The sequence below is a fragment of the Rhizorhabdus sp. P4_G5 genome (assembly GCF_056401065.1).
Genome location: NZ_JBFUKB010000003.1, coordinates 482,142 through 507,363, shown reverse-complemented (window position 1 = coordinate 507,363; position 25,222 = coordinate 482,142). Strand labels below are relative to the sequence as shown.

The window sequence follows — 25,222 nt, the reverse complement described above, 5'->3', positions numbered from 1 at the left end:
CAGAGGGCCGCGTTCGACGGCGGGGTGCTTGGTTTTCTGCGGCACGCCTGAGCACCGCATCGGCCGGCGGCGCCTCGTCGCGAGCGCCGCCGGTACGACTGGTCAGGGCAGCAGCACCACCCTGCCCCGCACGCCGCCCTCTTCCAGCAGGCGATGGGCCTCAGCCGCTTCGGTCAGCGGGAGGGTGCGCGCCACGGGCATCGTGATTGCACCGGTAGCGATGGCGTTTATGATTCGGGAGAGCCTTTCGCCATCGGGGTGATAACCGAACACCTTTGGTTCTGCGGGCAATCCCTCGGGGTCGATCGGCGTCGTGGCAACCGTGATGAACCTGCCGCCGGGTGCAAGATTGCGGGCCAGGTGCGCAACCTCAGGTCCGCCCACCGTGTCCGCGATATGATCGAATCGCAGGCCGTCGGGCACGGGTCCACCGAGGACGATCACGTCGCCAAAACCCAGTTTCCGCGCCTCATCCATGTAGGACTCGCGTACGGCCATGATCACCCGACAGCCCAGTCCTTTTGCGGCCCAGGCGGCAAACCGACCCACCCCGCCCGTGGCGCCCGTGACGAGCACGGTCTGGCCCCTGGAGGGCGCAACGCCTTCCTCGACCATCTCCACACCGGTCAGCGAAGAGCATGGCAATGCGGCGGCCTGGACAAAATCGGGTCCGTCAGGGATCGGAGCGATGGCACTGGCGTCCGCCACGGCATATTCGGCGTAGGCGCCATTGACCGTCGCCAGAATGCGGTCGCCGATCTTGAAGCCCACCACCCCTTCGCCAACGGCCGATATTGTTCCCGCGACGTCATAGCCGGGCACATGTGGCAGCGGCAGTGGATAATAGCGCAGGTTGAACCCGCTACGCCATTTATAGTCGGCCGGATTGAGGCCGACCGCCTCCACCCGAATTTGCACTTGTCCGGCGGCGGCGGCCGGCGCTTCCAGTTCTACCAGTTTAAGCACCTCCGGAGTTCCATGCTCCTTGAACTGAATGGCCTTCACATCATTCTCCTTGATCAACAGAAAACTTGCAGGGGACAGGCCACCTCAGACGAGAGTGATCGAGCGGCGCTCCGCACGGGACGCTCGACGCATCGTTGATAGTGACGTCATAGATCATGCCCTTGGATGGACCGCGTCCGCCCCGATCACCCACTTCGTCGCAAAGGCGTCCCACGCCCTGCACGGCCCCGTCAATGTCCGACAGGACGATATCGTCCTTCCACGCGCGCGTCGCCCGCCGCCATCCTAAGCGTGTAGGCCTGACGCGATCCCACGGGTGTGGCACAATTTCTTGCCCACGGTTTTGATCGCCGCGCGATCCACTGGGCGACGGCGGCGCTCGACTTCGGCCAGGGCATGAATGCCAGCCCGCTCTGGATTGCCCAGCTCGAGCGGTTCTTTAAGATGATGGTGGTGCCCTGGCGGCGATCTCAGCCTTGCTCGGCGAGCCTGGACATCAGAATATCTCCGATTATCCCAGAGACGTTCGTCGCCGCCGGAGACATGGCGATTCGGTTGCGACCGAACCGCGTGATGGGCAGTGGTCCGCCCATTACATCGAACATCTCAGGCCCGTTGAGTTCGATCAGTCTGTGCTGGCGGACGTCATCGCGGGCCAAGGGCTCCAGCGTTGCCCATATGGCATCAGACCGCAGGGCAAGATTTCGTAAGCTGTCAGCCTGTTCGCAGACAACGACCCGTTGCCGGTTTCCGAATGACCGTCGGATTTCAGCCAGGGTTGCCGCTCCCGCTGCGATCGTAAAATCGTTCAGGCCGTTCCTGTCGGGCACCGCGTCAGCTGCAAGAGGGTGACCTGCACGCACGAAAAAGCCGCCCCTCAGCGGCGGCGTCAGATGATGAACGTCCAGGAGTTGCAAATGGGCTGGGCGGTGTTGGGTCAGCACGGCAAAATCGCATTTTCCGTCGATGACCTCGTCGATAAGAGTGTGCGCCGGGGCGGTCTTGATCACCAGCGAAAGATTTGGCCACGTCTCCAAGGTTCGCAGGAGAAGTTCGGGCAGGACAAGGTGGGCCACGCTCGTTCCCAGGCCGACCGAAACGTCGCCGCCATCACCTACGGCCAGGCTATGGCCGAACGCTTTCAGGTGAAGCGCAGAGCCATAGACTTCTCGGGCCATGCCCAGGAACTCCCGACCCTCTTTCGTCGCCACTGCACCACGGCGGCCTCTCGCGAATAACGACAGCATTATTTCGTCCTCCAGCGCGCGGATGCTGCGGCTTAGCGCGGACTGGGTGAGATTAAGCTTTTCGCTGGCAAGGGTGAAACTGCCCAAATCCGCCAGAACAAGAGCGTGATATAGCTTGCGGAGGTCTATATTCGATTTATGCATGGAATATGCCTAAACCATGCATTGGACGCACGCCAGCGCCTCTGCCACGTTGCCGACAATCATTTCTCGGAAAGGCCGCCATGCGAACCCGAAGTGCTTGGATCCTCTCGGCAGCAGTCGCTGCGCTGATACCCGGCACCGCCCTGAGCCAAGTGCGCGGCGGCAAGCAGGCTGCGGCACTCCCGGTCGATACGAACGCTCTGCCGACCAGCTATCCGCCCATAGTAACGGCCCGCATCGACGCGCCGAACATCTTGCTGATCATGACTGATGATGTCGGATTTGGCGCCTCGTCCGCATTTGGTGGACCGGTGCCGACACCCAATCTGGAACGACTGGCGAACGAAGGCCTTAAATATAACAATTTTCAAACGACTGGGATGTGCTCGCCCAGCAGGGCCGCCCTACTGACCGGCAGGAATCATCACGCGGTCGGAACCGGATCGCTCACGGATTTTCCTATGGGAGCACCGGGCTATACGGGAATGCTCCCGCCAACCGCAGCGACGATCGGGGAGGTCCTGCGTGAAAACGGGTATAACACGGCTTGGATCGGCAAACATCATAACGTGCCCCATGGCCCCTTCGCGGGGGCGGGTCCGAACGACTACATGCCGAACGGGCTGGGGTTCGAGTATTTTTTCGGATTCGTCGGGTCGGACACCGACCAGTGGCATCCGACATTATATCGAAACGGCATCCGGGTCGTCGATGCATCACCGCAGCCGATCCTCGATCAGCGCCTGGCAGACGACGCCATCCAATGGCTGCATCAGCAGCAGGCGAACGGCCAGGGCAAGCCGTTCCTGCTCTACTACGCCCCGGGATCGGCGCATGCGCCGCACCAAGCTCCCGCCGAGTGGATCTCCAAGTTTCGCGGGAAATTTGACGCTGGCTGGGAAGAAGCACGCAACACGACGTTGAAGCGCCAGAAAGCGATGGGCATCGTGCCACCGGGCATCCATCTGCCGGCGTGGCCGGTCGACGTGCCGCACTGGGATAGTCTTTCTCCGCAGGAGAAAGACTATCAGGCGCGGACCATGGAGGCGTTCGCGGGCGAACTCGCCTTTCAGGATGCTCAGCTTGGCAGGCTTCTTGATGAACTCGACAGGATGGGGCTGCGCGACAACACGCTGATTATATTCGTTAACGGCGACAACGGGCCGGACTCGGCCGGCTCACCGCAAGGCTCCGTCGCCGAAGCGGGTGAAAACGCCAACCGCCGACTATCCCCCGTCGAACACTGGACGCTGAAAGATCAAGTCGGCGGCCCGAAGGTCGGTAGCAACTATGGCACGGGATGGGCCCAGGCGATGGCGACGCCCTTTTCCTATTACAAGCAGATCGCCTCTCATCTGGGTGGTACGCGAAACGGGCTTGTCATCTCCTGGCCAGCGAAAATCGCGGCGCGCGGCCTCAGGACGCAATATGCCCATATCACTGATATCTTTCCCACCGTGCTCGATGCGGCAGGCGTGCCGGCTCCCGAGTCGGTGCGTTGCGTCAAGCAACAGCAAGTCGATGGCGTTGATCTGACCTACAGCTTTTCCGACCCGCGCGCTGCTTCGCGGCATCGGTTGCAATATTATGAGATGCTCGGGAACAGAGCGATCTACTCCGACGGATGGCTAGCGTCGACCTTGCCCGAGCAGCAGCCATGGAAGATGGGGCAGGGATCCGACGCCTCGAAAAACAGGGCACCGTTCTACAAATGGGCCCTTTACGACATCCGACGAGACTTCAATCAGACGACGGATGTCAGTGCGCGCTATCCACAGAAGCTGGCGGAGATGAAGGCGCTGTTCGACCAGCAAGCGGCGCGTTACAACGTCAATCCGGTCAACGACCGCACCGATTTCGCGCGCATCACCAGCGAAGCCCGCGCCTATACCACGCCCCATGACCAATATAGATACTGGGGCAAAGGTCTTACCGTTACGCACGATGACGCTCCGCCCATCGAAGGTCGCGCTTTCACCATCACCGCCGATCTGACCGGGGGCGATGGTGTTTTGGTCGCGACCGGCAGTTGGTTCGGCGGTTGGAGCTTTGGCATCAAGGATGGCTATCCGCAGGTGCATCATGCCTTGACGATCATGCCGGCAGATCAATTCGACCTTGTTTCGTCACAAGCCATACGCCCGGGCGAAAAGGCGCGCGTCACCTTCGATTTCGATTATGACGGTGGAGGCTTCGGAAAGGGAGGCATTGTCTCCATCGCGATCAACGGCCAGGCCGTCGGCACAGGGCGCGTGAACAGGAGCATAATCGTGGCCGATCCTTATAGCGAGACCTTCGATATCGGCCTCGACTCCGGTGTTCCGGTCATCGACCTGGGAGGAAAATCGAACGCGTACACGGGCAATCTGGAAAAGCTCACGATCGATCTGGGGCCTGCGGGCCAGAAACGGCCCTGATGTCGTGATCGCGTCGCCGGACAAGGGGGCGGTGTCGATGGCGGCGCGAGAGGGGATGCGCTTCCTTGAAGGCGGCGCGTTTGAAATGGGCTCAACGCGCTTCTATGTCGAGGAAGCGCCGGTGCGCCGGGTGCGCGTCGATCCGTTCTGGATCGACGAAGCTCCCGTCACCAATGGGGAGTTCGCCCGCTTCGTAGCGGCCACTGGCTACACGACCTTCGCAGAACTAGCCCCGGACCCGGCAGACTACCCGGGCATGCCGCCCGAACTGGCCCATCCCGGATCGCTCCTGTTCGAATGCACTGCCGGCCCGGTGCCGCTCGATGACCTCACCCGGTGGTGGCACTTCCGCTTCGGGGCGGATTGGCGCCACCCGCTCGGCCCCGAAAGTGCGATCACGGGGCTAGAGGATCATCCCGTCGTCCATATCGCCTATGCCGATGCCGAGGCCTATGCGGCCTGGGCAGGCAAGATGCTGCCCACAGAGGCCGAGTGGGAATATGCCGCCCGCGGCGGTCTCGAAGGCGCCGAGTTCGCCTGGGGCGACGAACTGGCGCCTGACGGCGCGATGCTCGCCAATTACTGGCAAGGCGCTTTCCCTCATGCGAACGATCTGATCGACGGATGGGAGCGCACCTCGCCGGTCCGCAGCTTCCCGCCGAACGGCCATGGCCTGTATGACATGATAGGTAATGTCTGGGAATGGACGTGCGACTGGTATGCGCGGCCACCGGCCGAGAGCCATCGGGCCAAAGCTGCTTGCTGCATCCCCACCAATCCGCGCGGCGACGATGAGCGCGAAAGCTACGACCCCGCGACACCCCAGGTACGAATAGGTCGCAAGGTCCTGAAAGGCGGCTCGCATCTCTGCGCGCCCAATTACTGCCAACGCTACCGGCCCGCCGCCCGTCAAGCGCAGCCGATCGACAGCGCGACCAGCCATATCGGGTTTCGCTGCGTCATCCGCTAGTAGGCGTTGCCCACGGCCCTTGCCGCGAGAACTCGCACAACACATCCCCGTGATTATAAGGTAGAGCGATCACTCTATCAACTTGCGCCAGATCGCGCCATTATGTTAGAGTGATCCCTCGAGAAAAGGAGAGACTCCTTGGCGCGAACGATCGACCCATTGCGGCACGCCGCCAAACGTCTGGAAATCCTCGAGGCGGCGAACCGCTGTTTCTGCCGAACCGGGCTGCGCGCGATTGCCGTGTCCGAGATCTGCGCGGAGGCCGGGATCAGCCCCGGGCACCTCTACCACTATTTCGACTGCAAGGACGACATCATCGAAGAGCTGGCCAAGGGACGGCTCGATACCGCGCGCGATTCACTCGACGCCGCCTTGGCGCAGGACAGTCCGGCGATCGAGATCCTGGTCGACGAGGTCACGGCTCTGGCGGCGGGAGACCGCGCGATTACCGCGGCCCTGCTGTTCGACGTCCTGGCCGACAGCGCCCGCAACGAGAGCATCGCGCGGATCGTGCGGGAATGCCATGCCGGCATGGCGGATGCCCTCTGCGCCGTCTTGCGCCAAGGGCAGGCCGATGGCGAGATCGATCGCAGCCTGGACCCACGTCACGCCGCCAGCATGCTGATCAGCCTTGTCGATGCGGCCCAGTCGCTGAGCCTTCGCGATCCGGAGATGGACCGGCAGCACGCCTTGCAGATGTTTGCCCGCGTGATCCGCTCGTTCCTGGCGCCCGGTGGCGCGCCAGCGACCACCAGGAGGGATAAGCTGCCCCACCATTCGGTTCCCGACCATTGCAGCCAAGGATGACAAGATGAAGGTACGTCAACCCCAGCTCGACTTTTCCGACATGCCCACGCGTTGGGCCCGGAACGGAGAGTTCGCCCAGTCGGCCAATGCGTCATCGACCGCATTTCCCCATCTTGAACCCTTCCTCAACCGCGTGATGTCGCGCGCCCGGGCCGCCATCAAGGGCGACAGCCCCGCCGACGTGGAACTGCGTAAGCAGATCTCGATATTCATCAAGCAGGAGTCGGTTCATTACAAGACCCACGCCCAGTACAACGAGATCCTGCGCCGGGGCGAATACCCGAAGATTCCCGAGTTCGAGGCCGAACTGGCGAAACATTACGAGAAGATCCTCGCGACGAAATCGCTAGCGTTCCTCACCGCCTATTGCGAAGGCTTCGAGATCCTCGGCCCGCCGAGCGCGATCAACTGGCTGGATGAACTGGAAGACATGGTCGAAGGTGCCGATCCCCGCGCCGTGGCGATGTGGAAGTGGCACCTCATGGAGGAGTACGAACACCGGTTTGTCGCCTACGACGTGTTCAAGCGCATCCACGGCGGCTACTTCATGCGCATCTACGGGATGCTATACCAAGCCTACCACCTGTTCAGCTATGTCGCGAAGGTGAGCAGCTACATCCTCTCCGTCGACCGGAAAAAGATGACCCCCGAGGAATTACGCGCCTCGAAGATCAATGCCAAGGTCGCCTCGAAGCGTTACAGCAACCGGATGTTCAAGCAGTTCCTGCGCGGTCTCTCGCCGTTCTATCGGCCGCAGATCAACGAGGAGCCGAGGAATTACAAGCACTTCATGAAAAATGTGGAGCGCATGATCATACCGACCTGAGCGCCGCGGAGAGAAGCATGCCAAACACGGACATGTGATAAGCGCAATTATCCCTGCAGCGTTTGCGCGATGATCAACGCAAGCTGCTCGAGCCGGTAAGGCTTGGAGATCACCGGCGCGTCTGCGAAGCCGCTGCCGGGAGGAAGTCCATCATATCCGGTTGCAAAGATGAAGCGTTTCCCATCGTCGCGGAGACGCTGAGCGACTGGAAGGCTGTTCTCGTCGCGCAGGTTGAGATCGAGCAACGCAATGTCGAATTCAGTATCGCCGGCGCGGGCCAGCGCCTCGGCGACCGTACCGGCCACTGCAGCGGTCTTGCAGCCGACTTCGTCGAGCATGTCTTCCGCCGTCATGGCGATGATCGTATCATCTTCCACGATCAGGACCCGCGTACCCGTGGGGGGGTGGCTCACATGCATATCCTCATCGACGTCCCGGGGGGCCCTGATGGCGCAGAAATGCTGCAGGCGCAATTGCGCGTTCGGTCGCGCAGCGGCACTGCACGAATTACCGGCACGCCCGGACAATAAGACGCCCGCCAGGCCAGGCCTGACGGGCGCTTCTCTTCCTCCCCAGGAAAAGCTCGGATCTGGCTTACAAACTTCGACAGCCCATAGTTGCCAGCATGAATTCGCTTCCCGTCACTAGGGCGGAAATTGACGGCATGCAGCCGCTTAGATCGTATTTTGATGTCCAGCTGTGCCAAAAACCAGTAGCACGATATGTAATGTTGTAAGATTCTTACCGGTCGGGGGTAGGCGATGGTGAAACAGGGAATATTGGCAGGCCCGCGGATCAAGCGGCTGCGCCGCGACCATGGGCTTACCCAGCAGGGCATGGCCGAGATGCTGGGCATCTCGGACAGCTATCTGGCCTTGATCGAGGGCAACAGGCGGCCGCTCACCGCGGGGCTGATCGTCCGCCTCGCCGAACTGTACGACTTCGACATCCGCAGCCTGAGCCAGGAGGAGCCCGGCGGCGGCGCCGCGGCAATGCGACGCCGATTGTCGGACCCGCTCTTTGCGGACCTGTCGATCGACCGCACCGAACTCGAGGCCTGGATCGACAATGCTCCCGCTGCGGCCGAAGCCTTCGCCCGGCTGTTCGATCGCTGGCGGGAAGGCGGCGGCGGCGAGCAGCAAGGCCCGGGGCCGGTCGGTGCGGTGCGGCGCGAGATCGAGCGGTGGCGCAACCATTTCGCCGACCTCGACGCCCATGCGGAAGCGCTGGCCGACGAACTGCGCATCGGCGCCGGGGATCTTTACGGCGCCATCGCCGAGCGGCTGCGGGTCAAGCACCAGCTCACCATTCGCATATTGCCGTTCGACGTGATGCCCGACCGGCTGCGCCGGCTCGACCTGCACGCCCGGCAGTTGCAGCTCTCCGAACTGCTCGATCCGGCCGCGCGCAGCTTCCAGGCCGCATTCCAGCTCGCCCAGATCGAGGCGAAAGCGGAGATCGATGCGCTGGTCGCCGGCGCCGCCTTTGGCGACCGGCCGGCCGAACGGCTGTATCGCCGGCATGTCAGCGCCTATTTCGCCGCGGCGCTGATGATGCCCTATGGCCGCTTCCTGCGGGCTTGCGAGACCACCGGCTATGATATCCAGCTGCTGCAGCGCCGCTTCGGCGCCGGCTATGAGCAGGTCGCCCACCGCCTGACGACGCTGCAGCGCGTCGGCGCACGCGGGTTGCCCTTCTTCATGCTGCGGATCGACCGCGCCGGCCAATTGTCCAAGGGTTATGCCGGTGCCAGCGGATCATCGCTGATCGACGCCCTCCACCGCTGCCCGCTCTGGGCGATTCACCACGCCTTCGACCAGCCCGGCCGGCTGATTCGGCAGATTGCCGAACTCGAGGACGGCTCGCGCTGGTTCACGATCGCACGCAGCGTCCGCCATCACGGCGGTGCCGCGGACGTTCCGGCTGCGGAGCATGTCGTCGCCTTGGGCCTCGCCGCCGAGCATGCCGCCACCCTCGCACTCGCACGGGGCATAGACCTGGCCGGCCCGGCGGAGCGGATCGGACTCGGCTGCACCCATTGTCAGCGGGTCGAGTGCGTCCAGCGCGCCGCACCGCCGATCGGCAGCACCCTCACCATCAACGAGCGCGAGCGCGGGATCACGCCCTTCTCCTTCGCTGGAGATTAGGGCCCAGCTTGGCAGCTAGACTCAATCCCGTTCAGATTGAACCGGATCGAGCCTAGATTTTGTCCGTTTTCCGTGATTTCCGAGCCGGCAGATGATTCCATCTGCCTCGAAATCACTCTAAAATGGTGTGTCGAGCGTCTCGTGGCCTTTCGACTTGAGCTCTTCGACGATGCGCTTGACGTCCTGGCTCGATCCGCGCGGCAGGATCATTACCGCATCGCGGGTCGCAACGACGATGAGATCCTGCACGCCGACCATCGTCACAACCGGCCCTTCGCTACGCACCAGGCAATCGCGGCTGTCGATCGTCACGACATCGCCGTGGATGACATTGCCCTGCGCGTCGCCAAGGCCGAGCGCATGCAATGCGTCCCAGCTGCCGACGTCCGACCAACCCATTTCAACCGGCACCACGGCAACCTGCTCGGCCTTCTCCATTACCGCATAATCGATCGACTCGGACGGGCAGCCGAGAAAGGCGTCACGCGCCGGCGAGATGAACACGCCGTCTCGTGCCGCTCCGGCGAGCGAAGCCTGGACCGCATCGACCATCGCCGGTTGATATTTCCGAAGCGCAGCCAGATAGGCATCCGCCCGGAACAGGAAGATGCCGCCGTTCCAGCTATAGCCACCCTCGGCGAGATAGGCAGTCGCACGGGCGAGATCGGGCTTCTCGACGAAAGCCTCGACCTTGTGGACGCCAGGCGCCACCGGTGCGCCGCGGCGGATATAGCCATAGCCGGTCTCCGGCTTGTCCGGCGTAATGCCGAAGGTGACGAGCCAGCCTTGCTGGACCAGCGGGATCGCCGCATCGATCGCGGAGTGGAAGGCGGGCACGTCGTCGATCACATGGTCGCTCGGCATCACCAGCAGTGCTGCATCGGGCGCGGCCTCCATCGCAGCGAGCGCGATCGCCGGTGCGGTGTTGCGGCCGGCCGGCTCGAGAATGATCGCGGATGGCATGCAGTCGTGCATCTGCGCGGCGATCTCCTCGGCGTGGAGCGTGTTCGTGACAACGATGGTCTTGCCGAAGCGGCCGGTATCGGGGCAGCGGGCCACCGTCATCTGCAACATGGTGCGATCGCCGGTCAGAGCGAGCAGCTGTTTCGGTTTCCGGGAGCGCGACAGCGGCCATAACCGGGTGCCCGAGCCACCCGAAAGGATAACCGGCGTTATTAAGGTGGTAGAAATAGCGGGCTCCATGGTCCAGAAGGATAATGCCGTTATCCGATGAGTATTATACGGGCGGCAAGGGGGTTTCATGTACGGGGGTATGAAACCGGTTGTGACGCGGCGTCGGCAATGATCAGGCTATTCAAGCATTATATAGCCTATCCGGTACTGGTGCTGTGTTTCGTCGATATGGCAGTTCTTCTGCTAGTGGCAGAGGCAGGGTGGGTGCTGCGGTTGCGCCAGATCGGTATCGATCCGGGCCCGCTTGCGAATCGCGTCCCCCAGTTGCTGACCTTCGCCTTCTCGATACAGGCGGCGATGATCGGCGTGGGGGTCTATGCGGCAGAATCGCTGCAGACATTCCGCTTCGCGGCGGCGCGGCTGCTGGTGGCGATCTCGCTCGGCGTCATCCTGATTTCGGTGCTCCACTTCATCACGCCGGGCATGACGCTGTGGCGGTCCAACTCGGTCTACGCGATGGTGCTGGCGGTCATCCTGCTGCTGGCGGTCCGCATCCTGCTCGGCGGCTTCGTCAGCGGCGACATGTTCAAGCGTCGCGTGCTTCTGCTGGGCGCGGGCCGGCGCGCCAAGCGGGTCGCCGACATGGAACGCCGCGCCGGCGCCGCCTTCCTGATCGTCGGCTGCGTGGACATGAAGGATGCGCCGCCCCAGATCGAAACGGCCATCTCGCGCACCAACGTCGAGAGCCTCGCCGATCTGGTCGAAAGGACCGCGGCCAACGAAGTCGTGCTGGCTCTGGACGAGCGCCGGAACACCGTGCCGGTCGATGCGCTGCTGCGGCTGAAGACCACAGGCGTCCACGTGACCGACATAGCCGACTTCCTTGAGCGCGAAACCGGCCGCATCGATCTCGACACGGTGAGGCCGTCCTGGCTCATCTTCTCGGACGGTTTCTCGTCGGGGCGGCAGCTGTCGCTGATCCTCAAACGCGGCTTCGATCTTGCGGTGAGCGCGCTGCTGCTGGCGATCACCGCCCCGGTCATCCTGGCGACGGCGATGCTGATCAAGCTCGATAGCCCGGGACCGGCCTTCTACCGCCAGAGCCGGGTCGGGCGCTATGGCGAGATCTTCGAGATATTGAAGCTGCGCTCTATGCGGCAGGATGCGGAGAGCGGCGGTTCCGCCATCTGGGCGCAGAAGGGCGACGCCCGGATCACCAGGATCGGCCGCATCATCCGGCTGATCCGGGTCGACGAACTGCCGCAGATGTGGACGGTTCTGAAGGGCGACATGAGCTTCGTCGGGCCCCGCCCGGAACGTCCGGAGTTCGTGGCGGAGCTGGAAAAGCAAATCCCCTTCTACGCCGAGCGGCACATGATCAAGCCCGGGATCACCGGCTGGGCCCAGATCAACTATCCGTACGGCGCGAGCCTCGACGACGCGCGCCACAAGCTCGAATATGACCTCTATTACACGAAGAATTACAGTCCGTTCCTCGACATTTTGATCATCCTGCAGACGCTGCGCGTGCTGCTCTGGGCCGAAGGGGCTCGATAGCCGAATGGCGCGGGGACTCGAAGCCGCGATGCTGGCCAGTCAGGTCGAGCTTTCTCCCGCCTATACCACAACCCTGCCCGAACCGATCATCCAGGCCGCCACGATGTGGGGCCACGCGCTGGCGGCGTTCATGTTCGCGGCCCTGGTCGGCTGGCTGGCGACTGTCCGAACGGGCGGATCGCGCCGGATCGCGCTGACCCTGGCATGCGGGCTCACGGCGCTCTGGTGTGCGCTGGTCGCCACCAGCGGCGCGGGCGGCGTCGCGTCGAGCGTCACCAAGAGCCTGGCCGATGCGGCCTGGGTCGGCTTCCTGTTCGCGCTCCAGCCGACGCTAGGCGCAGGAAAGCGGCGGCCGGCCGTTCTGGCGCTCTACGTTCTGCTTGCCACGCTGATCCTGACATCGGTGGTGATCAAGCTGCTGCCGCTGCTATTCTCCGGCAGCCCGCGCATTCAGGAAGGGCTGTTCCTGTCGGGGCAGGCGATGCGCATCGCGATCGCCATTGGCGCATTGTGCCTGCTGCACAATCTCTACACTGCGGCATCGCCGGAAGCGCGATGGGGACTCGGCTCGCCGATGCTGGCGCTCGCCGTCATGTGGGCGTTCGACCTCAACCTGGCGACCGTGGCCTATCTCCTGGACGGCTGGCCGAAGGGGCTGTTCGCGCTGCGCGGCCTCGTGATGGTGCTGATCGCGCCGATGCTGGTGTCGGTGAGCCGGCTGGCCACCCTCAATCGCATTCGGGCATCGCGCAGCGCCAGCTTCCAGACCGTGGTCCTCGTGGTCAGTGGCGGCTATCTGGCCGCGATGGTCCTGTTAGCGCGGCTGCTGGCCGTGGGCGGGCATGTCGAGCGCCTGCCCCAGCTCACGATCGCCTTCGCGTTCGCCACCTTTGCGCTGTCGCTGTTTCCTTCCACCCGGTTCCGGGAGCGGTTCAAGAAGGAGATCGGGCGCCACCTGTTCCAGCACCGCTATGATTACCGCCTTGAATGGCGCCGGTTCACGGAAACCGTGGGCCAGCCCGGCGAGGCGGCCCCTGCGCTGGCGGAACGGACGGTCAAGGCGATCGCCGATATATTCGATTGTCCCGGCGGCTTGTTGATGCTGCGGAGTCCCGATGGCGGGCTGGAGGCCTCGGCGCGATGGAACTGGCAATCGCTCGATGCACCGCAGGTGGCGGCGGGCGCGGACCTCGCCGCGCACCTCGAAGCCGAGGGCGAGGTGATCGAACTCGAACAGATGCGCGCTGGCGAAACGTCTTTGGCGCTGCCGCTCGTGCCCGAATGGATGGTGGCGGAGGAGCAGGGCTGGACGCTGGTGCCGCTGATCCATTTCGACCGTCTGGTCGGCGCTGCACTCCTCGAGCGCCCGCTCGAACCGCGGCTGCTGGACGACGAGGATCATGATCTGCTGAGGGTGGCGGGGCGGCAGGTGGCGAGCTATCTAGCCGAAGCCCGCGGACAGGAGGCGCTTTCCGATGCCCGGCGTTTCGACGAATTCAACCGGCGCTTTGCGTTCATCATGCACGACATCAAGAATTTGGTGAGCCAGCTTAGCCTGCTCGCGCGCAATGCCGAGCGCCATGCCGACAAGCCAGAATTCCGGGCCGACATGATCGACACGCTGAAAAACTCGGTCGGCAAGATGAACGACCTGCTGGCGCGCCTGTCGCAGCATCACCGCTCGCAGCCCGACGAGCCGGCGCCCTGGTCGCTGCGCGAACTCGCCGAAGAGCTGCTACGCGAGCGCACCAACAGCTATCCGGTGCGGATCAACGCGCGCGACGAGGTGATGGCGATGGTCGATCCCGACCGCTTCGAGCAGGCGCTCAGCCATATCCTCCAGAATGCGATCGATGCCAGTCCGGGGGGCGAACCGATCGACCTGATCATCGGGCGCCGCGGGCTGGAGGCCATAGTCGAGGTCGTCGATCGCGGCTGCGGCATGTCGGCGGAGTTCATCCGGTCGCGGCTGTTCCACCCCTTTTCGTCCACCAAGCAGGGCGGCTTCGGCATCGGCGCCTTCGAGGCGCGCTCGATCATCGCGGGCATGGGCGGACGGCTCGAGGTGCAAAGCCGCGAAGGCCAGGGTAGCCGCTTTACCATCGCCCTCCCGCTGGCGGCGCTGTTCGGCGGCAGGATCGGCGCAACAGCATGAGCAACGCCGCAAAGCCCCGCCTGCTGATCGTCGAGGACGATGAAGGCCTGCAGAAGCAGCTGCGCTGGGCCTATGAGGATTATGAGGTGATCTCGGCCACCAGCCGCGCGGCGGCGATCGATGCGCTACGCCATTACGAGCCGGCCGTGGTGACACTCGATCTCGGCCTGCCACCCGATCCCGACGGCACCACCGAGGGCTTCGCCACACTCGACGAGATCCTTGCGCTCAAGCCCGATACCAAGGTGATTGTCGCATCCGGCCATGGCGCACGCGAAGGCGCGCTGCGCGCCGTGGCCGCTGGCGCCTATGATTATTATCATAAGCCGGTCGACATCGACGAGCTGGGCCTGATCGTCGCGCGCGCCTTCCAGCTCCACGAGCTCGAGCAGGAAAATGCCCGGCTCCAGGCGCAGGGTGACGGCGCGGCCCTGGACGGCGGCCTGATCACCAACGACCCGGCGATGCTGAAGGTCGCCCGCACGATCGAGCGGGTTGCGACCAGCGACGTCTCGATCATGCTGCTCGGCGCGAGCGGCACCGGAAAGGAAGTGCTTGCGCGCGGCCTGCATCGCGCAAGCAAGCGCCGCGACGGCAATTTCGTCGCGATCAACTGCGCCGCCATCCCCGAAAATCTGCTGGAAGCCGAGTTGTTCGGTTATGAGAAGGGTGCCTTCACCGGAGCGATCAAGACCACCGAAGGCAAGATCGAGCAGGCGCAGGGCGGCACCCTGTTCCTCGACGAGGTCGGCGATATCCCGCTGCCGCTCCAGGTGAAGCTGCTGCGCTTCCTGCAAGAGCGGGTGATCGAGCGGATCGGCAGCCGCAAGCCGATTCCTGTCGACACGCGGATCGTCTGCGCGACCCATCAGGATCTCGACGCGATGATCGCGGCGGCGCGCTTCCGCGAGGACCTCTATTATCGCCTTGCCGAAATCGTGGTGCGGATCCCTTCGCTCGCCGAGCGACCCGGCGACGCGCTGCTGATCGCACGCATGCTGGTCAAGAAGCTCGCGCGCGACATGGGTTCGCCGGTTCGCGGCTTCGCCCCCGATGCGCTGGCGGCAATCGATGGCTGGCGCTGGCCCGGCAATGTCCGCGAGCTGGAGAACAAGCTCAAGCGCGCGGTGATCATGGCCGACGGCAAGCTGATCACGGCCGAGGATCTCGACCTGCTGCCCGAGCGCGACGATGGCGGCTTCCTCAACCTGAAGGCGGTTCGCGAGGTCGCCGACCGCACCGCGATCACGCGGGCGCTGGCGCGCAGCGAGGGCAATATCTCGAGTGCGGCGAAGATGCTGGGGATCAGCCGGCCGACGCTCTACGACCTGCTCAAGCACTATAGGATCGAGGCGTAGCCTTTAGATCCGTTAATGGATCGGTGGAATGGCGCGTGGAAACAGACATGGATGCCAGCCTTCGCTGGCATGACGGAACAGGAGAGGGTCGGGGCCGACAAAATCCCGCGCGGGCTGGCATGACAAAACCGGTTGGATTATCCGCACCGTCATGACTGACCCCACCCTCGCCCGTATCGCCGACGCGCTCGAACGCCTTGCGCCGCCCCCCGCACCGCATGCCGATCCCGCCGCGCATGCCGCCTATGTATGGCGCGACGGGGGACTCGCAGCGGCGCGCGCCTTCGCGCCGCTGCCGCTCGACCTGCTGACCGGCATCGACGCGCAAAAGGCGGCGCTGGTCGACAATGCGCGGCGTCTCGCCCGCGGCGCCGCCGCGCATGACGTGCTGCTCTGGGGCGCGCGCGGGTCCGGCAAGTCGGCGCTGGTCAAGTCCGCCGTCGCGGAGCTGCGGGCCGAGGGGCACGACATCGCGCTCATCGAAGTGGCGGGTGAAAAGGTCGAGATGCTGCCCCGGCTGTTCGCCGCGATTGCCGACGTGCCGCGTGCCTTCGTCCTGTTCCTCGACGATCTCGGCTTCGACGATGCGTCGGGCGGACAAGGACCACGGCTGCTGCGCTCGATGCTCGAAGGCGGCGCCGAGGCACGACCCGGCAACGCCAGGCTCCATGTCACCGCGAATCGTCGCCATATCGTCTCGCGCGACCTGAAGGAGCAGGACAGCCCGATCAACCCGCGCGACGTGGTCGACGACAAGCTTGCGCTAGGGGACCGCTTCGGCCTGTCGCTCGGCTTCCACGTCTGTGACCAGGACACTTATGTTGCGATGGTGGCGGGCTATGCGGCCCGCTTCGGGCTGGAATTCCAGCCGCTCGACGCGATCGCCTGGGCGACGCAGCGGGGGAGTCGCTCGGGTCGGGTGGCATGGCAATATGTGGTCGAACTCGCGGGGCGAGCGGGCAAGGCCTTGTAGAGCCGGCGCTAGCTTGCCGCCGGTAGCCTCACCCGAACCAGCAGCCCGCCGAGATCCTCGCTCTCCTCCAGGCCGATCGTGCCGCCATAGATGCCGACGACGTCGCGCACGATGGCGAGGCCGAGGCCCGTGCCGGGCTTGCCGGTGTCGAGCCGCGCGCCGCGTTCGAACAGCCTGTTGCGCTCGGCCGGCGGGATGCCGGGTCCGTCATCCTCGATCAGGATCTCGACGAAATCGATCTTGCGCGACACCGCGATGTTCGAGATTTCGCGGACCACGGTCACGAAGACCCGACCCTGGCCATATTTGGCGGCATTCTCGATCAGGTTGCCGAGAATCTCATCAAGATCCTGCCGCTCGACATGGACCACCGCCTTCTGGTCGCCGACCATGTCGACCGTGACGTGGCGGTGCATCCGCGCCATCGCGCGCTCGACCGCCTTGAGCGACGGCCACACCTCCGAACGAGCCTGCGCATTGGCGCGGCGGCCGACCGCGCGGGCCCGCGCAAGATGATGATCGACCTGGCGGCGCATGTCGGCGGTGGTGCGCACCACCGTCTCGGCCAGCTCGGCGCTGCCGGCGGTCGCCTCGTTCATCAGCACGGTCAGCGGCGTCTTGAGCGCATGGGCGAGGTTGCCGGCATGGCGCCGCGCCTCCTCCGCCTGCCGCTCGTTATGCGCGAGCAACTCGTTGAGTTCCTCGACCAGCGGCCGAACCTCGTTGGGAAGCTTGGCGTCGATCCGCGCGCTGGCGCCCGAGCCGACCGCAGCCACGGCCCGGCGCAGGCTGCGCAGCGGCCACAGGCCATAGGTCGCCTGCAGCGCGGCCAGGATGAGCAGCCCGAGCCCGAGGATCGCGAAGGAGCGCACCAGTGTCCGCCGGAGCACCGCGATCTGATCGTTGAGGTTGGCGCGACTGGCGGCGACCTGGAATCGCCATTCGGTCGATGAGCCGGGAAGCCGAACCTCCCGGTCCAGAATGCGCAGCGGCTCGCCGTCGAACTCGTCGCTGTCGGCGACGTGGAGCTGCTGGCCGGCGTGATCTCGCTGCTGGAGCAATGCGCGGTCCCAAAGCGAGCGCGAGCGGAACGGTTCATGGCCAGGGCCGGACACCTGCCAGTACAGGCCGGAATAGGGTTCCAGGAAGCGCTGGTCGCCCAGCGGGCGGTTGAACCGGACCTCGCTATCGGGGCCGATCTCGGCCGATGCGATCATCGCGTTGAGGACATATTCGAGCTGGGCGTCGAAATTGCGCGTAATCGCCTCGCTCAGCACCCGATCGAGCGCGAAGCCGCCCGCGACCAGCAAGACGCTGATCCACAGCGCTGCGATCGAAATCATCCGCCCGGTCAGCGAACCGGTCGAGTGGGTCTCGCTGTGGTGACGCCGCCTGGAGAACCAGCCGCGCACCGCCGCAAACCGACGCTTAAGCGGCGTCATGACCAGCCTTAGGCCGGATCATCCAGCGAATAGCCGAGCCCGCGGATCGTCGTGATCACATCCTGGCCGAGCTTCTTTCTTATCCGTGTGACGAACACCTCGATGGTGTTCGAATCACGGTCGAAATCCTGGTCGTAGATATGCTCGATCAGTTCGGTGCGGCTGACCACCTTGCCCTTGTGATGGAGCAGATAGCTGAGCAGCTTATATTCCTGCGCCGTCAGCTTCACCGGTTCGCCCGCGAGCGTTACCTTGCCGCTGCGCGTGTCGAGGCGGACATCGCCCGCGGTCAGTTCCGACGATGCATTGCCCGAAGCGCGGCGGATCAGCGCCCGCAACCGCGCGATCAACTCTTCGGTCTGGAACGGCTTTGCGAGATAATCATCGGCACCGGCATCGAGCCCGGCGACCTTGTCCGACCAGCTGTCGCGCGCTGTCAGCACCAGCACCGGCGTATCCCTGCCCTCGCGCCGCCATCGGTCCAGCACCGTCAACCCGTCGACCTCGGGCAAGCCGAGATCGAGGATGATCGCGTCATAATTCTCGGTGGAGCCCAGAAAATGCCCATCCTCGCCATCGGTGGCGAGATCGATCGCATAGCCGGCGCCTTCGAGCGTCGCCCGCAATTGCCGGCCGAGATTCGGTTCATCCTCGACGATCAGGACGCGCATATATTCCCCTTTTCAGGCGCCTTGGCAGGTGCCGCTTATTGACCGACGCGGCCCAGTTCGCGTCCGGTGCGGCCGTCCATGTCCATCCATATCACCGATCCGCCCCGCTGAAACTTGAAACGGTAGCGTCCTGTTCCCGGATCGAACTCCGAACCGATCATTTGGCCATCGACCCGGCCCTGCGCGCGCGCGCGCATCTCCTGATAGGGCAGGAGCTCGCCCGAGCGCACACCGTTGCGCAAAGCATCCTGTTCAGGCGAGCGATTGCGATCCGCCGAGACCGGCGCGCTGGCGAGAAAGAAGATCGCCAGACACATGGCGGCAAGGGGGTTACGCATTGACATGGGGTATTGGCATAGGGTCTGGGGCTTGAATAGGGCATGAATGTTCGTGCTTTAGCGAAAACCGGCAACCTGTTGCCGATCGAAGACACCCCAGAACAGGCCTCCGACGGCTTATGCCCGCACCTATACTCGCCTATCAGAATCTCGGCCTCGTGCAGGGCAGCGGCTGGCTGTTTCGCGGGCTCGACCTCTATGTCGCGCCACGCGACCGGCTCGCGCTGATCGGCCGCAACGGCGCCGGCAAGACCACCTTGCTCAAACTCCTGGCCGGCACGATCGACGCCGACGAGGGGCTCCGCACCATCGTGCCGGGCTCGCGCGTGGTGCTGCTTGAGCAGGAACCGTCGATGGCGGGCCACACGACGCTGCGTGATTTCGCAATGGCAGGCCCCGACGCGCCGGCGCTGCACGAGGTCGAGGCGATTGCCGACCAGATCGGCATCGACCTGTCGCGCGAGGCGGCAAGCGCCAGCGGTGGCGAACGCCGCCGCGCCGCGATTGCCCGCGCGCTGGCGATGGAGCCGGACGTACTGCTGCTCGACGAGCCGACCAATCATCTCGATCTCGCCGCGATCGAATGGCTGGAGGGCTGGCTCGGCCGCTTTACCGGCGCGTTCATCGCGATCAGCCATGACCGGACCTTCCTGACTCGGCTGACCCGCCAGACCCTGTGGCTCGACCGCGGCGCGATCCGCCGCCACGAGGTCGGCTTCGGCGGATTCGATGCGTGGACCGAGCGTGTCTATGAGGAGGAGGCGAGAAACGCCGAACGGCTCGACGCCAAGCTCAAGATCGAGGAGCATTGGAAGCTGCGTGGCGTCACGGCGCGGCGGCGGCGCAACCAGGGACGGCTCACCAAGCTCTACGAGATGCGCGAGCAGCGCAAGGCGATGCTCGGCCCGCCCGGCACCGCCCGGCTCGCCATCGCCGTCGACGACGTGAAGACGAAGGTTGTCATCGATGCCGAGCATGTCACCAAGCGTTTCGAGGCACGCACCATCATCAAGGATTTCAGCTTCCGCGTGACGCGCGGCGATCGAATCGGCGTGGTCGGCGCGAACGGCACCGGCAAGTCGACCCTGCTCAAGCTGTTGACCGGGGAGTTGATGCCCGATGAAGGGCGGATCAAGCTGTCGAAGACCCTGAACGGCATCGTCATCGATCAGCAGCGCAAGCTGATGGCGCCCGACAAGCGGGTCCGCGACGTGCTCGCCGATGGCGGCGACTGGATCGATGTCCAGGGCGTCCGGAAGCATGTCCACGGCTATCTCAAGGAATTCCTGTTCGAGCCCTCCATCGCGGAAGCCAAGATCGGCACGCTGTCCGGCGGCGAACGCTCGCGCGTCCTGTTGGCGCGCGAGTTCGCCCGCCCGTCGAACCTGCTGGTGCTCGACGAGCCGACCAACGATCTCGACCTCGAGACGCTTGATCTGCTCCAGGAGGTTATCTCGGATTATGAGGGCACCGTCCTGATCGTCAGCCACGATCGCGACTTCCTCGACCGGACGGTGACGGTGACCCTCGGTCTCGACGGCTCGGGCAAGGTCGACATCGTGGCCGGCGGCTATGAGGACTGGGAGCGGCAGCGGACCGGCCGCAGCGAACCGAAGCGCGCCGCAGCGCCGAAGGCGGAGCCGCCGGCTCCGGCAAAGGCGAGGACGAAGCTGAGCTACAAGGACCAACGCGACCTCGAACTGCTGCCGGTCGAGATCGAAAAGCTGGAGGCGGCGATCATGCGCGACGAAGCAGCGCTGGCCGATCCTGATCTCTATGCCAAGAACCCGAAAAAGTTCGACGCGCTGATGCAGGCGATCGAAGCGGCACGGACGAAGAAGGAAGAAGCCGAGCTGCGCTGGCTGGAACTGGCCGAGATGGCTGACAGTCTATAGCCCTCAAACGTCAGGCGCAGGGCGTCCGCCCTGCTTGGCTTCCTCGCATAAGCTCGGGCCGCTTTTCGCGGCTTCTCGGCTCCGCCTCCACCACCGCAAAGCTCCAGTGGTTCGAAGAGGCAAGCGCGTGCAGCGCGTCCGAGCATAGCGAGGCAAGCCAAGGTCGCGGATGCGACCGCCGGCGTCTGAGGCTAAACTAAATACCCTTCGCCTGGCGATGATGGTGAATCACCTCGTCGATGATGAAGCGCAGGAATTTCTCGGAAAAATCCGGATCGAGATTGGCGCTCTTGGCCAGCGTGCGCAGCCGCTCGATCTGGATTTTCTCGCGGGCGGGATCGGCAGGAGGCAGGCCGGTGGTGGCCTTATATTCGCCGACCGCCTTGGTGACCTTGAAGCGCTCCGCCAGCATGAAGATCAGCGCCGCATCGATGTTGTCGATGCTTTCCCGGTAGCGATTCAGGATATCGTCTGTCATGCCGCCGCCCCTCGCTATTGCTGCTTGCGTCTAATGTTGATCGGGGCCGGGCTTGGCAAGCACGGAGTTTGATCCGCAACGGCTCGAAAGTCCTGTTCATATCGCCGCCATATTGCCTTTCGCGCGATCGGGGCTCATGGGCTGGCCCATGACTGCTACCGTCACCCCGATCCGCCGCGCGTCGACGCCCTCGCTTGATCCGATCATGGCGCTGGTCGCTTCCGACATGAACGCCGTGAACAGCGTCATTCTGGCGCGAATGCAATCGGACGTGCCGCTCATCCCCGAGCTGGCTGGCCATCTGATCGCCGGCGGCGGCAAGCGGATGCGGCCGATGCTGACCCTCGCCTGCGCGAAGCTGCTCGATTATAGCGGCGAGCGGCACCACAAGCTGGCCGCCACCGTCGAGTTCATCCACACCGCCACCCTGCTGCACGACGATGTCGTCGACCAGTCGGGCCTGCGCCGCGGGCGCAGCACCGCTAATATGATCTGGGGCAATGCCGCCAGCGTCCTCGTCGGCGATTTCCTGTTCAGCCGGTCGTTCGAGCTGATGGTGGAGGATGGATCGCTCAGGGTGCTGCGCATCCTCTCCAATGCTTCTGCGGTTATTGCGGAGGGCGAGGTCAACCAGCTGACGGCGCAACGCCGGATCGATACCAGCGAAGAACGCTATCTCGAGATCATCACCGCCAAGACCGCGATCCTGTTTGCCGCTGCCTGCCGCATCGCCGCGGTGGTGGCGGAGCGCGAACCCGCGATCGAGGAGGCGCTCGACCAATATGGCCGCCACCTCGGCATCGCCTTCCAGCTGGTCGACGATGTGATCGATTATGTCTCCGACGGTGCGACGATGGGCAAGGACGCCGGTGACGATTTCCGCGACGGCAAGGTGACCTTGCCGGTGATCCTGGCCTTCGCCCGCGCCGGCGCCGTCGATCGCGAATTCCTGCGCGAGGCGATCGAGGGCTTGCGCAACGAGGACGAGGATCTGGTCCGGGCGACGGCGATCCTGCGCGAAACCGGAGCGTTGGCCGACACGGCGGCGCGTGCGCGCCATTATTCGCAGCGCGCCATCGACGCGCTGGCGCGCTTCCCGAATGGCCTGGCCAAGTCCGCGCTGGTCGAGGCCGCCCAGTTCGCGGTGTCGCGCGCCTATTGAACTCTCCTTCCGGCGCGCGCCGGGATGACGGATCGCTGCAAGTCTGCCACACCTCCGCCATGTTGCCGATCGACGCCGTCCTGCCCGATCTCATTGCCGCGCTCGCCGTGCAGTCCAATGCGGTGCTGGTCGCGCCGCCGGGCGCGGGCAAGACCACCGCCGTGGCGCCGGCGCTGGTGGGTCAGGTCTGGTGCGACGGACAGATCCTGCTGCTGTCCCCACGCCGCCTCGCCGCCCGCGCCGCTGCCGAGCGCATGGCCGAGCTCGCCGGGGAGCCGGTCGGCAAGTCGGTCGGCTATGCCACCCGGCTCGACAGCAAACAGTCGGCGGCGACGCGGATCATGGTCGTCACCGAGGGGATTTTCGTCAACCGCATCCAGGCCGATCCCGATTTGCCCGGCGTGTCGGCGGTGCTGTTCGACGAAGTGCACGAACGCAGCCTCGACAGTGATTTCGGCCTGGCGCTGGCGCTGGATGCCCAGGCGGCGCTGCGGCCCGACCTCCGCATCGTCGCGATGTCGGCGACGCTCGATGGCGGACGGTTCGCCGATCTTCTCGGCGGTGCGCCGCTGATCGAGAGCGAAGGCCGGGCTTTTCCGATCGAACTCCGCCACATCGCCCGATCGGCCGAGAAGCGGATCGAGGACGAGATGGCGGCGGCGATCCGCCGTGCACTGGCCGAAGAGAGCGGAAGCCTGCTGGCCTTCCTGCCGGGTGTCGCCGAAATCGAGCGCACGGCCGAGCGGCTGATCGGCCTGCCCGAGGACCTGGTTCTTCACCGGCTGCACGGATCGCTCGATCCTGCCGAGCAGCGGGCTGCGATCGCGCCATCGCCGCCGGGTATGCGCAAGCTTGTGCTCGCCACCTCGATCGCCGAGACCAGCGTCACCATCGACGGCCTGCGAATCGTCGTCGATTCGGGACTTGCCCGGCGGCCGCGCTATGATCGCGCTGCCGGGATGACCCGGCTGGTCACCGAGCGCGCGAGCCAGGCATCGGTGACGCAGCGCGCCGGCCGCGCTGGGCGGCAGCAGCCGGGCGTGGTCTATCGCCTGTGGGAAGCAGCGGCCACGGCGGGATTGCCGCGCTTCGATCCGCCCGAGATACTGGAGACCGATCTGTCCGCCCTGACGCTGGACTGCGCGCTGTGGGGCGTCGCCGATCCGGCGATGCTGCGCTGGCTCGATCCGCCGCCGCCTGCCGCGATCGGCGAGGCGCGCGAGCGGCTGGCCCGGCTCGAGGCGATCGACGCCGACGGCCGGCCTACGCCGCATGGCAAGGCGATAGCCGGCCTGCCATTATCGCCCCGACTGGGCCATATGATGATCCGGGCCGGCGAGCAGGGCTTTGCCGAGACGGCGGCGGAAGTGGCCGTGCTGCTGTCGGAGCGCGGACTTGGCGGCCAGGACGCCGATCTCGAGCTGCGGCTGCGGCGCTGGCGCAGCGAGCGCGGCAAGCGCGCCGAAGGGGCACGGCAGCTGGCGGGACGCTGGGCACGGCTCGTCGGCCAGCGCGGTCGCGACGACTCGATGATAGCCGCGGCGGTGGCGCTGGCCTATCCGGATCGCGTCGCCAAGCGCCGCTCCGCGTCAGGAGAAGACTGGATATCCAGCGGTGGGCGGGGCTTCCGGCTCGATCCGACATCGCCGCTCGCGCGCAACGACTGGCTGGCGGTGGCGGAAATCCAGGGTGCGGCGTCGGGTGCGAGGATATTGTCGGCAGCGCCGATCTCCGCGGCGGAGGTCGAGAGGCTGTTCGCTGATCGCATCGAGATCCGCCGCACCGCCCGCTTCGATCCCGCGACGGGAGCGGTCGAGGCAAGGCGCGAGCGCCGGCTCGGTGCGATCGTGCTCGCCTCGGGCCGCGACGAGAGTACCTCCCCCGCCATGATCAGCGCGGCCTTGCTCGATGCGGTGCGCACGCGCGGGCTCGAACTGATCGAGTGGCCCGAGGGCGTGACGGCGCTGCGAGCGAGGGCGGCCTTCGCGGCGGATCATGGCGGCGACGTGCCCGACCTGTCGGACGCCACCCTGATCCTGACCCTCGACGATTGGCTCGCGCCATTGGTCGAGGGCAAGCGGCGGCTTACGGACATTTCTGCCGCCAGCCTGTCGCATGCGCTCCACGATCTGCTCGGTTGGGATGGACGGCAGGTGCTCGATCGGCTCGCGCCAGAGCATCTTGTGTCGCCGGCCGGCAGCCGTCATCCGATCGACTATGCGGCGGAAGGAGGTCCGGCGGTCGAGATCCGCCCGCAAGCGCTGTTCGGCCTGTCTTCACATCCGATGGTGGGCGGCGGAAGCGTGCCGCTCACCTTGCGACTGACCTCGCCGGCCGGGCGGCCGATCCAGACGACCAAGGACCTGCCCGGCTTCTGGTCCGGCAGCTGGACCGCCGTCGCCAAGGAGATGCGCGGCCGCTATCCCCGGCACCCATGGCCGGACGATCCGGCGGGGGCCGATCCGACGCTCAGGACGAAGAAGGCGATGCAGCGGTCTTGACGAGCGTCGCTGCGCTGCGGCAAGGCTCTCTCGC

20 protein-coding genes are annotated in these 25,222 nt (G+C 65.1%); 12 read left to right on the top strand and 8 right to left on the bottom strand.

Annotated elements, in window-relative coordinates:
* Nucleotides 1–102 precede the first annotated feature (102 nt).
* Together AC1DQK_RS06760 and AC1DQK_RS06755 are read right to left on the bottom strand one after the other, a co-directional pair.
* Nucleotides 103–1,005 carry an NADP-dependent oxidoreductase gene (locus tag AC1DQK_RS06760; RefSeq protein ID WP_477868685.1) on the bottom strand — a complete coding sequence of 301 codons (903 nt, stop codon included), beginning with the start codon at nt 1,003–1,005 and terminating at the stop codon, nt 103–105.
* A 431-nt stretch (nt 1,006–1,436) separates the two neighbouring features.
* Nucleotides 1,437–2,357 (bottom strand): LysR family transcriptional regulator, encoded by a 921-nt coding sequence (locus AC1DQK_RS06755; RefSeq protein ID WP_477868683.1) that lies wholly within the window; start codon nt 2,355–2,357, stop codon nt 1,437–1,439.
* 80 nt (nt 2,358–2,437) lie between these two features.
* Between AC1DQK_RS06755 and AC1DQK_RS06750 the strand changes: the two genes are divergently transcribed.
* The 4 genes from AC1DQK_RS06750 (at nt 2,438) to AC1DQK_RS06735 (ending at nt 7,377) form a co-directional block, all read left to right on the top strand.
* The gene (locus AC1DQK_RS06750) at nt 2,438–4,774 is read left to right on the top strand and encodes an arylsulfatase (protein ID WP_477868681.1); all 2,337 of its coding nucleotides are present in this window, start codon (nt 2,438–2,440) and stop codon (nt 4,772–4,774) included.
* Nucleotides 4,775–4,829: 55 nt separating this feature from the next.
* Nucleotides 4,830–5,744 (top strand): formylglycine-generating enzyme family protein, encoded by a 915-nt coding sequence (locus tag AC1DQK_RS06745; protein WP_477869264.1) that lies wholly within the window; start codon nt 4,830–4,832, stop codon nt 5,742–5,744.
* Between the two features lie 138 nt (nt 5,745–5,882).
* Nucleotides 5,883–6,551: a TetR/AcrR family transcriptional regulator gene (locus AC1DQK_RS06740; protein WP_477868679.1), complete on the top strand. Its 669-nt coding sequence runs from the start codon at nt 5,883–5,885 to the stop codon at nt 6,549–6,551.
* Nucleotides 6,478–7,377: a metal-dependent hydrolase gene (locus AC1DQK_RS06735; RefSeq protein ID WP_477868677.1), complete on the top strand. Its 900-nt coding sequence runs from the start codon at nt 6,478–6,480 to the stop codon at nt 7,375–7,377. The genes AC1DQK_RS06740 and AC1DQK_RS06735 overlap by 74 nt, the downstream gene beginning before the upstream one ends.
* 47 nt (nt 7,378–7,424) lie before the next feature.
* Here AC1DQK_RS06735 and AC1DQK_RS06730 read toward each other — a convergent pair whose 3' ends face one another.
* Complete coding sequence (locus AC1DQK_RS06730; protein WP_477868675.1) at nt 7,425–7,790, bottom strand: response regulator; 366 nt, start codon at nt 7,788–7,790, stop codon at nt 7,425–7,427.
* Nucleotides 7,791–8,138: 348 nt separating this feature from the next.
* Here AC1DQK_RS06730 and AC1DQK_RS06725 point away from each other — a divergent pair, with 348 nt between their 5' ends.
* Nucleotides 8,139–9,524: a helix-turn-helix domain-containing protein gene (locus AC1DQK_RS06725; RefSeq protein WP_477868673.1), complete on the top strand. Its 1,386-nt coding sequence runs from the start codon at nt 8,139–8,141 to the stop codon at nt 9,522–9,524.
* Between the two features lie 117 nt (nt 9,525–9,641).
* On the opposite strand, the gene AC1DQK_RS06720 is transcribed toward AC1DQK_RS06725, so the two are convergent.
* Nucleotides 9,642–10,727: a mannose-1-phosphate guanylyltransferase/mannose-6-phosphate isomerase gene (locus tag AC1DQK_RS06720; protein ID WP_477868671.1), complete on the bottom strand. Its 1,086-nt coding sequence runs from the start codon at nt 10,725–10,727 to the stop codon at nt 9,642–9,644.
* A gap of 99 nt (nt 10,728–10,826) precedes the next feature.
* On the opposite strand from AC1DQK_RS06720, the gene AC1DQK_RS06715 reads away from it, so the two are divergent.
* The 4 genes from AC1DQK_RS06715 (at nt 10,827) to AC1DQK_RS06700 (ending at nt 16,701) form a co-directional block, all read left to right on the top strand.
* Nucleotides 10,827–12,215 (top strand): TIGR03013 family XrtA/PEP-CTERM system glycosyltransferase, encoded by a 1,389-nt coding sequence (locus tag AC1DQK_RS06715; protein ID WP_477868669.1) that lies wholly within the window; start codon nt 10,827–10,829, stop codon nt 12,213–12,215.
* A 4-nt stretch (nt 12,216–12,219) separates the two neighbouring features.
* On the top strand, nt 12,220–14,370 hold the full coding sequence (gene prsK / locus AC1DQK_RS06710; RefSeq protein WP_477868667.1) for an XrtA/PEP-CTERM system histidine kinase PrsK: 2,151 nt from the start codon (nt 12,220–12,222) through the stop codon (nt 14,368–14,370).
* A complete protein-coding gene (gene prsR, locus AC1DQK_RS06705) occupies nt 14,367–15,728 on the top strand; it encodes a PEP-CTERM-box response regulator transcription factor (protein ID WP_477868665.1) in 1,362 nt (453 codons plus the stop codon). Before prsK ends, prsR begins: the two co-directional genes overlap by 4 nt.
* Nucleotides 15,729–15,879: 151 nt before the next feature.
* Nucleotides 15,880–16,701, top strand: a complete 822-nt coding sequence (locus AC1DQK_RS06700) for an ATP-binding protein (protein ID WP_477868664.1) — start codon at nt 15,880–15,882, stop codon at nt 16,699–16,701.
* An 8-nt stretch (nt 16,702–16,709) separates the two neighbouring features.
* Here AC1DQK_RS06700 and AC1DQK_RS06695 read toward each other — a convergent pair whose 3' ends face one another.
* From AC1DQK_RS06695 to AC1DQK_RS06685, 3 genes are read right to left on the bottom strand one after another with little or no spacing between them, the layout of a single operon-like run.
* Nucleotides 16,710–18,143, bottom strand: coding sequence for a sensor histidine kinase (locus AC1DQK_RS06695; RefSeq protein ID WP_477868662.1), 1,434 nt, complete (start codon nt 18,141–18,143; stop codon nt 16,710–16,712).
* An 8-nt stretch (nt 18,144–18,151) separates the two neighbouring features.
* Complete coding sequence (locus tag AC1DQK_RS06690) at nt 18,152–18,814, bottom strand: response regulator transcription factor (protein WP_477868660.1); 663 nt, start codon at nt 18,812–18,814, stop codon at nt 18,152–18,154.
* Between the two features lie 35 nt (nt 18,815–18,849).
* Nucleotides 18,850–19,152 (bottom strand): PepSY domain-containing protein, encoded by a 303-nt coding sequence (locus AC1DQK_RS06685; protein ID WP_477868658.1) that lies wholly within the window; start codon nt 19,150–19,152, stop codon nt 18,850–18,852.
* Nucleotides 19,153–19,271: 119 nt separating this feature from the next.
* Here AC1DQK_RS06685 and AC1DQK_RS06680 point away from each other — a divergent pair, with 119 nt between their 5' ends.
* Nucleotides 19,272–21,047, top strand: a complete 1,776-nt coding sequence (locus tag AC1DQK_RS06680) for an ABC-F family ATP-binding cassette domain-containing protein (RefSeq protein WP_477868656.1) — start codon at nt 19,272–19,274, stop codon at nt 21,045–21,047.
* 196 nt (nt 21,048–21,243) lie between these two features.
* On the opposite strand, the gene AC1DQK_RS06675 is transcribed toward AC1DQK_RS06680, so the two are convergent.
* Nucleotides 21,244–21,525 carry a chorismate mutase gene (locus tag AC1DQK_RS06675; protein WP_477868654.1) on the bottom strand — a complete coding sequence of 94 codons (282 nt, stop codon included), beginning with the start codon at nt 21,523–21,525 and terminating at the stop codon, nt 21,244–21,246.
* 148 nt (nt 21,526–21,673) lie between these two features.
* Here AC1DQK_RS06675 and AC1DQK_RS06670 point away from each other — a divergent pair, with 148 nt between their 5' ends.
* Both AC1DQK_RS06670 and hrpB read left to right on the top strand, forming a co-directional pair.
* Entirely contained in the window at nt 21,674–22,687 is a 1,014-nt protein-coding gene (locus AC1DQK_RS06670; RefSeq protein WP_477868652.1) for a polyprenyl synthetase family protein, read from the top strand.
* A 59-nt stretch (nt 22,688–22,746) separates the two neighbouring features.
* Complete coding sequence (hrpB, locus tag AC1DQK_RS06665) at nt 22,747–25,188, top strand: ATP-dependent helicase HrpB (protein ID WP_477868650.1); 2,442 nt, start codon at nt 22,747–22,749, stop codon at nt 25,186–25,188.
* The last annotated feature ends 34 nt before the right edge of the window (nt 25,189–25,222 follow it).

What these genes read in the sequence shown, in the direction of transcription:
- AC1DQK_RS06755 (WP_477868683.1), bottom strand. Translation starts at nt 2,357, where the DNA reads ATGCATAAATCGAATATAGACCTCCGCAAGCTATATCACGCTCTTGTT.
- AC1DQK_RS06750 (WP_477868681.1), top strand. Translation starts at nt 2,438, where the DNA reads ATGCGAACCCGAAGTGCTTGGATCCTCTCGGCAGCAGTCGCTGCGCTG.
- AC1DQK_RS06745 (WP_477869264.1), top strand. Translation starts at nt 4,830, where the DNA reads ATGCGCTTCCTTGAAGGCGGCGCGTTTGAAATGGGCTCAACGCGCTTC.
- AC1DQK_RS06725 (WP_477868673.1), top strand. Translation starts at nt 8,139, where the DNA reads ATGGTGAAACAGGGAATATTGGCAGGCCCGCGGATCAAGCGGCTGCGC.
- AC1DQK_RS06720 (WP_477868671.1), bottom strand. Translation starts at nt 10,727, where the DNA reads ATGGAGCCCGCTATTTCTACCACCTTAATAACGCCGGTTATCCTTTCG.
- AC1DQK_RS06715 (WP_477868669.1), top strand. Translation starts at nt 10,827, where the DNA reads ATGATCAGGCTATTCAAGCATTATATAGCCTATCCGGTACTGGTGCTG.
- prsK (WP_477868667.1), top strand. Translation starts at nt 12,220, where the DNA reads ATGGCGCGGGGACTCGAAGCCGCGATGCTGGCCAGTCAGGTCGAGCTT.
- prsR (WP_477868665.1), top strand. Translation starts at nt 14,367, where the DNA reads ATGAGCAACGCCGCAAAGCCCCGCCTGCTGATCGTCGAGGACGATGAA.
- AC1DQK_RS06700 (WP_477868664.1), top strand. Translation starts at nt 15,880, where the DNA reads ATGACTGACCCCACCCTCGCCCGTATCGCCGACGCGCTCGAACGCCTT.
- AC1DQK_RS06695 (WP_477868662.1), bottom strand. Translation starts at nt 18,143, where the DNA reads ATGACGCCGCTTAAGCGTCGGTTTGCGGCGGTGCGCGGCTGGTTCTCC.
- AC1DQK_RS06690 (WP_477868660.1), bottom strand. Translation starts at nt 18,814, where the DNA reads ATGCGCGTCCTGATCGTCGAGGATGAACCGAATCTCGGCCGGCAATTG.
- AC1DQK_RS06685 (WP_477868658.1), bottom strand. Translation starts at nt 19,152, where the DNA reads ATGCGTAACCCCCTTGCCGCCATGTGTCTGGCGATCTTCTTTCTCGCC.
- AC1DQK_RS06680 (WP_477868656.1), top strand. Translation starts at nt 19,272, where the DNA reads ATGCCCGCACCTATACTCGCCTATCAGAATCTCGGCCTCGTGCAGGGC.
- AC1DQK_RS06675 (WP_477868654.1), bottom strand. Translation starts at nt 21,525, where the DNA reads ATGACAGACGATATCCTGAATCGCTACCGGGAAAGCATCGACAACATC.
- AC1DQK_RS06670 (WP_477868652.1), top strand. Translation starts at nt 21,674, where the DNA reads ATGACTGCTACCGTCACCCCGATCCGCCGCGCGTCGACGCCCTCGCTT.
- hrpB (WP_477868650.1), top strand. Translation starts at nt 22,747, where the DNA reads ATGTTGCCGATCGACGCCGTCCTGCCCGATCTCATTGCCGCGCTCGCC.